Genomic DNA, 8168 nt, shown 5'->3' with positions numbered 1-8168 from the left:
AGCCGAGCTCCCGCAGCTCGTGCTCTCCGAGCGCCGGATCGCGCGGGCGCTCCACGACCACCCCGGTGCCGTCCCCCGCCGCGAGTACCGTCGCGTCTCCCTGTCCCACGTCGCACATCGTGAATCGCCAGCCCGGCGGCGGCCAGCCGGTGACGATCCGGGTCAGCGGGACCGGCCGCACCACCGCGAGGAGCAGCAGGATTCCGAGGGTGCCGCACCACCACGGATGTCTCAGCAGCCGCCGTCCGACGAACACGAGGACCGCCGTGACCGCGGCGAGCAGGAGCGCGCCCGCCCAGCTGCCCGGCCAGTCCACTCCCCCGCCGGGCAACGCGGCCCCGGTCCGGGCGACCCCGGCGATCCAGCCGGCGGGCCAACCCGCGCACCAGGCCAGGACCTTGGCCACCGGCATGGCCGCGGGTGCCGACGCGAGCGCTCCGAAGCCCAGTACGGTGGCCGGCGCGACCGCCGCTTCGGCGAGCAGATTGCAGGGCACCGCCACCAGACTCACGCGCGCCGACAGCACGGCGACGACGGGCGCGCACACGGCCTGCGCCGAGGCGGCGGCAGCCAGTGCCTCGGCCACCCGCCCGGGCACCCGGCGCCGCCGCAGCGCCGCGCTCCATCGTGGCGCGAGCAGCAGCAGGGCGCCGGTGGCCAGCACCGAGAGCAGGAACCCGTAACTGCGGGCCAGCCACGGGTCGTACAGCACCAGCAGCAGAACGGCCGCCGCCAGCGCCGGAATCAGTGATCTGCGGCGCCCGGTCGCCAGTGCGAGCAGCCCCACGGCTCCGCAGGCCGCCGCCCGCAGCACGCTCGGGTCCGGTCGGCACACGACGACGAACCCGGTCGTGAGCGCGGCCGCGAGCAGCGCGGTGGTCCGAAGCGGGACGCCGAGGCGCGGCGCGAGACCGCGGCGCTCGACTCGCTGGGCCAGTCCGGCCGGTCCGATGAGCAGGACGAGCAGGACGGTGAGGTTGCTGCCGGAGACCGCGAGCGTGTGCGCCAGGTCCGTCTCCTTGAAGGCCTCGTCCAGCTCGGGCGTGATCCGCGAGGTGTCTCCGACGACCAGCCCGGGCAGCAGTGCCCGCGCATCCGCCGGAAGTCCGTCGGTCGACTCACGCAGCCCGGCCCGCAACCGCCCCGCCAGCCGCTGCGGCCCGCTCGGCTCCCTGACGATCTGCGGCGCCCTCCGCTTCGTGATCCGCAGCACGGCGGCGGTCCGGTCCCCGCCCGTGGCCGCGGGCGCCAGCCGTGCACTGACGCGCAGCCGGGTCGAGGGCAGCAGCCCGAGCCAGGCCGTTCGTCCCGGCGGCTCGGCCGAGGCGAGCCGCGAGTCCCGGTCCGGCACGCCCGTGCCGATGCCGTCCGTTTCTGTTCTGTCTGTGTTGGTGCCGTCCGTTTCGGTGCCGTCCGTTTCGGTGCCGTCCGTCGCCCGGTCCGGTGCCGGGATGTCTCCGTCGACGATCACCAGCACCGGTGTCCGCGTCTCCACGGCCGTCCCGTCGGTCTCCTCGACGCGCCGCACCTCCGCGTGGATCAGGACGGCGACCGGAGCCACGTGATCACCTGTGACCCGGGGCCTGCTGAGCCAGGGGTCGGAGCCGACTTCGACCTCGGCGGTCACGTCGGCGTACTGACGGGCGAGGGCGGGTACGGGTCCTCGGCGCAGGTCCGCTCCGTGGAGCCCGGCGGAGACGGCGGCTGCGGCCACGCAGAGGAGCACGGCGGCCGACGGGACGGAGAGCGGCAGGGGTGGCCGTGGGTGTGGAGCGATCGTGCGTCGGGGTGGGACGTTCGACCTCGCGGACGGTGACTTCGCCGGAGCGGTCGGGGCCTCCTGTCCGGCGTCCGTGTGACGTCCGCCGCGCCTCCTCCTGTCCGCGGTCAGGAGCAGACCCGCCGTGATCAGGCAAACGGCCGCGACACCGGTGACCAGGCCGGGCGGTGCGTCCAGTGTCAGCGCCGCCGTGACCCAGGCCGCGAGCGCGGGCGGCACGAGGCGCAGGTCGGTCGGTCCTTCCTGCCGGGGATGCGAGGCGCCCAGGCGTTTTCCGGAGGCGGCGTGCACTGCCGCCCTGCCGGTGACGGCATGCCCGGGCCGGTGGTCGTCCGGCACGTGGCTCATGGCCGGACCAGGTTCCGCAGGTCGGCGAAGCGGCGGGCGCCGATGCCGTTGACCTGGCGCAGTTCGTCGACGGAGCGGAAGCCGCCGTGCTGGGTCCGGTAGTCGACGATGTGCTGGGCGAGCACCGGACCGACTCCGGGCAGGGTGTCGAGCTGGTCCGTGGTGGCGGTGTTGAGGGAGACCGGGGCCGGGGGCCCTGCCGCGCCCACGGCGGCTCCGGCCGAACCGGGGCCACCGGAGCCGCCCGCGCCGGGTCCCGCGGCCGGGGCGGGACCGCCGACGACGACCTGTTCGCCGTCCACGAGGAAGCGGGCGCGGTTGAGGCCCTCGGTGCTGGTGCCCGGCCGCACTCCACCTGCCGCGCGGAGCGCGTCGGCGACCCGTGAACCGGCCGGGAGGCGGTGGACCCCGGGCTCGCGCACCTTGCCGCCGACATCCACCACGATCTCTGCTCCGGCGGTCCCCGGAGCAGCGGCGCCGCCGGAGACTCCGGGCCCGGTCCGCCCGCCCTTTCCGCCCTCCTCCCTCTGCCCGGTCCCGTCGCTCTGGCCCTCCTTCCGGTACGGACTCTCCGCCCGCACCACCTGTGGCGCACTGACGGACTGGGTGCGACCGGTCCAGAAGTGCTGCGCGGCGAACACCGCGGCGGCGACGAGGAGCACCGCGAGCGCCGCCACGCCCCGCCGCTCCAGACCGCACCTGACCTGCAACCACATCGGCAGCCGCTCGCGGAGGGCGAGACCGGCCCGACTCCTCCAGTCCGGCTCCACCGGCTCGTGGCCGGCGTCGGGCCCGGGGATGTCGCCGACGCCTCCGTCGTCCACGGGAGCGGTCCGGGCCGGCGTGACGACTGGCGGCCTGGCAGCGGGTGCCGTCCGCGCCGGCCTCATTCCGGGCGCCGAACCCGTCGTCGTCGGCGTCGGCGTGCCCGCCGTCGGGCCCGTAATCGTCGCCGTCGCCGGGGCCGCACACGGCTGTCGCCCGGGCGGTCCGCTCCCCGACTCACGCCTCCGCACGGCGTGTTCGCCGAAGAGCAGTTCCGCGCGGCGGCGCAGCTCCTCCGCCGGTGGCGGCCGGTGGCGGGCGCGGTACCGGTTCGGTGAGCGGCGGTGACCGGCGCGGCCGTCGGAGGCGGGGTTCCGGCCCGGACCGCTGGTCGCGGGCGAGGTGTATGAGCGTGAGCGTGATCGAAGTGCCATGCGACGAGGATCGGGCATCCCGCCGATTCGCGATGATCTTGCTCAATTTCCGGGGATTACCACCCAGTTGTGGAAAACCCCGGCACTCGGACGAGTGAAGCGTCCCTCGTCGCGACTCATCGCGGCGAGACGACGACCCCCAGCAGACCGGGCCCCGTGTGCGCCCCGATCACCGCACCGACCTCGCTCACATGGAGGTCGGCCAGTCCGGACACCCGGGTCCGCAACCGGTCGGCGAGGGCCGAAGCCCGGTCGGGTGCGGCGAGATGGTGGACGGCGATGTCGACCTCGGCGCCGCCGGCCCGGTCGGCCACGATCTCCTCCAGCCGGGCGATGGCCTTCGACGCCGTACGCACCTTTTCGAGGAGCTCGATGCGGCCGCCGCCCAACTGCAGCAGCGGCTTCACGGCCAGTGCGGAACCCAGCAGGGCCTGGGCGGCCCCGATGCGGCCGCCGCGGCGCAGGTAGTCGAGGGTGTCGACGTAGAAATAGGCGGAGGTGCCCGCGGCCCGCTTCTCCGCCGCCGTGACGGCCTCGTCCGCGGTCCCGCCGGCTTCCGCCACCTCGGCCGCGGCGAGCGCGCAGAAGCCGAGCGCCATCGCGACCATGCCGGTGTCCACCACCCGCACCGGTACCGGCGCCTGGCGTGCCGCGACGACGGCGGCGTCGTAGGTGCCCGACAGCTCGGCCGAGAGGTGGAGCGACACGATGCCGGTGGCCCCGGACTCGGCCACCCGCCGGTAGGTCTCCGCGAACACCTCGGGGCCGGGGCGGGAGGTGGTGACCGGGCGCCGCTTCTGCAGTGCCTGGGCCAGGGAACGGGTCGAGATCTCGGTGCCCTCCTGGAGCGCCTGGCCGCCGAGGACGACGGTCAGGGGCACCGCTGTGATGTCATGGCGCTCCATCGTCCGGGGCGGCAGGTAGGCCGTTGAATCGGTGACGATCGCGACATGGCGGGACATGAGCTGGAGGTTACCTGCCGTAGTGCCCGGACGGCAGCCCGGCCCCTCTCACCTGGACCGGGATCGACCGGATCAAGTGCTGCTCTCCGGGCGGGCCTTCTTCTGCCAGGGGTAGGAAGGAACTCGGCCGGGCGGGGTGATGGCGGACCGGGTGGGCTCGTCGGCGGTGCGGGACCGCGGGGTCTCCGGCCAGGTCTGCTCCGCGGTGCGGACGTCGGCCTCGTCCGGGGCCCCGGGCCACGGAGGGGGCGTGGACGCGGCGTCCGCGCGGGTCCAGTGCCGCAGCGCGCCTGCCTCGACGTCGATCTGGGCACTCAGCGCGTCCAGGTCGTCGTCCGCGAAGCGCTGGGCCCGGTCGCGGACGGCCCAGCGCAGGGAGTCCGCGGACTGCGTGATCCGCTCGGTGCGCCGGCGCAGCTCGGGCAGGCGCGCGGCGAGCGTCGCCCGGTCGGGGTCGGACTCCAGGCGCTTGAGCTCGCCGTCCAGTTCGTGCCCGTGCGCGCTGAGGCGCTGGAAGAGGCCGAGGGATTCCTTGAGGGACTCGTCCTCGACCACGCCCGCCTGGAGGGCGTCCTGGGTCGCGCGCATCGAGGTGCGCAGGGTGAGCCGGAGCTGGGCGACCTCGCCCGCCGGTCCGGGCTGGGCGAAGGACTTCGCGCGCAGCGTGTGGTCCTCGACCGTGCGGCGCGCCTGCGCGATGGTGCGGTCGACGCCTCGCTTGGCGGCGCCGATCGCCTTCACCGTCGCGTAGGTGCCGAGCACCACGAAGAGCAGAAAGAGCAGGGCGAAGACTGTGAGGACTGCTTCCACGACGCTCCTCCTCAAACCTGCCGCGACGCACGCCGCGCCGCTCTTCGTGCTCCTCCACGGTAAACGCAACAGACAGGTCCGGAGTTCCGCAAGGACCCCGAACCTGCCCGTAGGGGACTACCCCGAGGCGGTGTCCAGGCGCCTACGCCGGGACGATGTTCACCAGCTTCGGTGCCCGGACGATCACCTTGCGGATCCCGGCGCCGCCCAGGGCCCGGACGACGTTCTCGTCGGCCAGCGCCACCTTCTCCAGCTCCTCGTCGGAGATGGCCGGCGGGACCTCCAGGCGGGCCTTGACCTTGCCCTTGATCTGCACGACGCAGGTCACGGTCTCGTCCACGACGTAGCGCGGGTCGGCGACCGGGAAGTCCTGGTGGACGACCGAGCCGGTGTGGCCCAGGCGGCGCCACAGTTCCTCGGCGATGTGCGGGGCCAGCGGCGCGACCATCAGCACCAGCGGCTCGGCGACGGAGCGCGGGACCGCGCCGCCCGCCTTGGTCAGGTGGTTGTTCAGCTCGGTGACCTTGGCGATGGCGGTGTTGAAACGCAGGCCCTCCAGGTCCTGGCTCACGCCGTCGATCGCCTTGTGCAGGGCACGCAGCGTCTCCTCGTCGGGCTCGGCGCCCGAGACGGTGGTCTCGCCGGTCGCCTCGTCGACGACGTTCCGCCACAGCCGCTGCAGCAGCCGGAACTGGCCCACCACCGCGCGGGTGTCCCACGGGCGGGAGACGTCCAGGGGGCCCATGGCCATCTCGTACAGGCGCAGCGTGTCGGCACCGTATTCGGCGCAGATCTCGTCCGGAGTCACCGCGTTCTTCAGGGACTTGCCCATCTTGCCCAGCAGGCGGTCGACCTTCTCGCCCTGGTAGTAGTACGCGCCGTCGCGCTCCTCCACCTCGGCGGCGGGTACCGCGATGCCGCGGCTGTCGCGGTAGACGTAGGCCTGGATCATGCCCTGGTTGAACAGCTTGTGGAACGGCTCCGCGGAGGAGACGTGCCCCAGGTCGTACAGGACCTTGGACCAGAAGCGGGCGTACAGCAGGTGCAGCACGGCGTGCTCGGCACCGCCGACGTACAGGTCGACACCGCCGTGCGGCCGGCCCTCGCGCGGGCCCATCCAGTACTGCTCGATCCCGGGGTCGACCAGCTTCTCGCTGTTGTGCGGGTCCAGGTAGCGCAGCTCGTACCAGCAGGAACCGGCCCAGTTGGGCATGGTGTTGGTCTCGCGGCGGTACTTCTTCGGTCCGTCGCCCAGGTCCAGGGTGACGTTGACCCATTCCTCGTTGCGCGACAGCGGGGTCTCGGGCTGGGTGTCGGCGTCGTCCGCGTCGAAGGTGCGCGGCGAGTAGTCCTCGACCTCGGGCAGCTCCAGCGGCAGCATCGACTCGGGCAGCGAGTGGGCGATGCCGTCCTCGTCGTAGACGATCGGGAAGGGCTCGCCCCAGTACCGCTGGCGGCTGAACAGCCAGTCGCGCAGGCGGAAGTTGACGGTGCCCTGGCCGATGCCCTTGCGCTCCAGCCACTCGGTGATGCGCGCCTTGGCGTCGACGACGCCCAGGCCGTCCAGCCTGATGTCGTCACTGGAGGAGTTGATGATCTTCGCGTCGTACGACGCGAAGGCGTCCTCCCAGGTGGAGGTGTCGGTGCCGCGGCCGTCGGTCGGCTCGACGATGCAGCGGATCGGCAGCTCGAAGGCGCGTGCGAACTCGAAGTCGCGCTGGTCGCCCGCCGGGACGGCCATGATCGCGCCCGTGCCGTAACCCATCAGGACGTAGTCGGCGATGAAGACCGGGACGCGCTCGCCGTTGACGGGGTTGGTGGCGTACGCGCCCGTGAAGACGCCGGTCTTGTCCTTGGCCTCGGCCTGGCGCTCGACGTCCGACTTCGAGGCGGCCTGCGCCCGGTACGCGGCGACGGCCTCGCCCGGGGTCGCGTGGCCGCCGGTCCACACCTCGTGCGTGCCCTCCGGCCAGGCGTCCGGGGTGAACTTGTCGACCAGCGGGTGCTCGGGCGCCAGCACCATGTAGGTCGCGCCGAACAGGGTGTCCGGACGCGTGGTGAAGACGGTGATGTGCTCCCCGTCGATCGGGAAGTCGACGCGGGCACCCTCGGAGCGGCCGATCCAGTTGCGCTGCTGCAGCTTGATGGCCTCGGGCCAGTCCAGCTCCTCCAGGTCGTCCAGCAGCCGGTCGGCGTATGCCGTGATCCGCATGTTCCACTGCCGCAGCTTGGCCTTGAAGACGGGGAAGTTGCCGCGCTCGGAACGGCCGTCGGCGGTGACCTCCTCGTTGGCCAGCACGGTGCCCAGGCCGGGGCACCAGTTGACGGGCGCGTCGGAGGCGTAGGCCAGGCGGAACCCGCCCAGCACGTCGGCACGCTCGGCAGCGGTCAGCTCGTTCCACGCGCGCGTGTCGTCCGGTACGCCGCGTTCACCGGACTCGAACTGGGCGATCAGCTCGGAGATCGGGCGGGCCTTGCGGGCCTCGTCGTCGTACCAGGAGTTGAAGATCTGCAGGAAGATCCACTGGGTCCACTTGTAGTAGTCCGGGTCGATCGTGGCGAACGACCGGCGCTTGTCGTGGCCCAGGCCCAGCCGGCGCAGCTGGACCTTCATGTTCTCGATGTTCGCCTCGGTGGACACGCGCGGGTGCGTACCGGTCTGCACGGCGTACTGCTCGGCGGGCAGGCCGAAGGCGTCGAAGCCCAGGGTGTGCAGGACGTTGTGGCCGGTCATCCGCTGGAAGCGGGCGAAGACATCGGTGGCGATGTAGCCCAGGGGGTGGCCGACGTGCAGGCCCGCGCCGGAGGGGTACGGGAACATGTCCATGATGAACTTCTTGGGCCTGGCGACCAGCGCGGGGTCGCCGGCCAGGTCACCACTGGGATTCGGCGCCGCGTACGTGCCCTCGGCGTCCCAGAAGTCCTGCCAGCGTGCCTCGATCTCGGCCGCCATCGCGGCCGTGTAGCGGTGCGGCGCGGGCTGCCCTGAACTTGGAAGCGGGGGGGCGCGGGTTTTGTCGCAGAAGTAATGCAAATCAACAACACTAGTGACATAGAGCTCGGGTTTAT

General features: G+C 72.7%; 5 protein-coding genes. All 5 read right to left on the bottom strand.

The features are described from left to right. The coding region (locus ACFW2E_RS35110; RefSeq protein WP_384472489.1) for a ComEC/Rec2 family competence protein at positions 1–2128 on the bottom strand (2128 nt) is incomplete at its 3' end. Next, positions 2125–3327 (bottom strand): helix-hairpin-helix domain-containing protein, encoded by a 1203-nt coding sequence (locus ACFW2E_RS35105; protein ID WP_384472486.1) that lies wholly within the window; start codon positions 3325–3327, stop codon positions 2125–2127. The genes ACFW2E_RS35110 and ACFW2E_RS35105, both read right to left, overlap by 4 nt. A gap of 116 nt (positions 3328–3443) precedes the next feature. Then, positions 3444–4289 carry a DegV family protein gene (locus ACFW2E_RS35100; RefSeq protein WP_384472483.1) on the bottom strand — a complete coding sequence of 282 codons (846 nt, stop codon included), beginning with the start codon at positions 4287–4289 and terminating at the stop codon, positions 3444–3446. Positions 4290–4361: 72 nt separating this feature from the next. Next, the gene (locus ACFW2E_RS35095) at positions 4362–5099 is read right to left on the bottom strand and encodes a hypothetical protein (protein WP_384472480.1); all 738 of its coding nucleotides are present in this window, start codon (positions 5097–5099) and stop codon (positions 4362–4364) included. Between the two features lie 142 nt (positions 5100–5241). Next, positions 5242–8052 carry a leucine--tRNA ligase gene (gene leuS, locus ACFW2E_RS35090; RefSeq protein WP_384472477.1) on the bottom strand — a complete coding sequence of 937 codons (2811 nt, stop codon included), beginning with the start codon at positions 8050–8052 and terminating at the stop codon, positions 5242–5244. Between the last annotated feature and the right edge of the window lie 116 nt (positions 8053–8168).

Source organism: Streptomyces sp. NPDC058964, from assembly GCF_042741275.1.
In the GTDB taxonomy this organism is placed as follows: Bacteria; Actinomycetota; Actinomycetes; order Streptomycetales; family Streptomycetaceae; genus Streptomyces.
The sequence above is the reverse complement of the archived record's forward strand: the minus strand, read 5'-3'. Positions and strand labels throughout refer to the sequence as shown.

Excerpts from the sequence above, each read along its gene's own strand:
- ACFW2E_RS35100 (WP_384472483.1), bottom strand. The coding sequence starts at position 4,289 with ATGTCCCGCCATGTCGCGATCGTCACCGATTCAACGGCCTACCTGCCG.
- ACFW2E_RS35105 (WP_384472486.1), bottom strand. The coding sequence starts at position 3,327 with ATGGCACTTCGATCACGCTCACGCTCATACACCTCGCCCGCGACCAGC.
- leuS (WP_384472477.1), bottom strand. The coding sequence starts at position 8,052 with ATGGCGGCCGAGATCGAGGCACGCTGGCAGGACTTCTGGGACGCCGAG.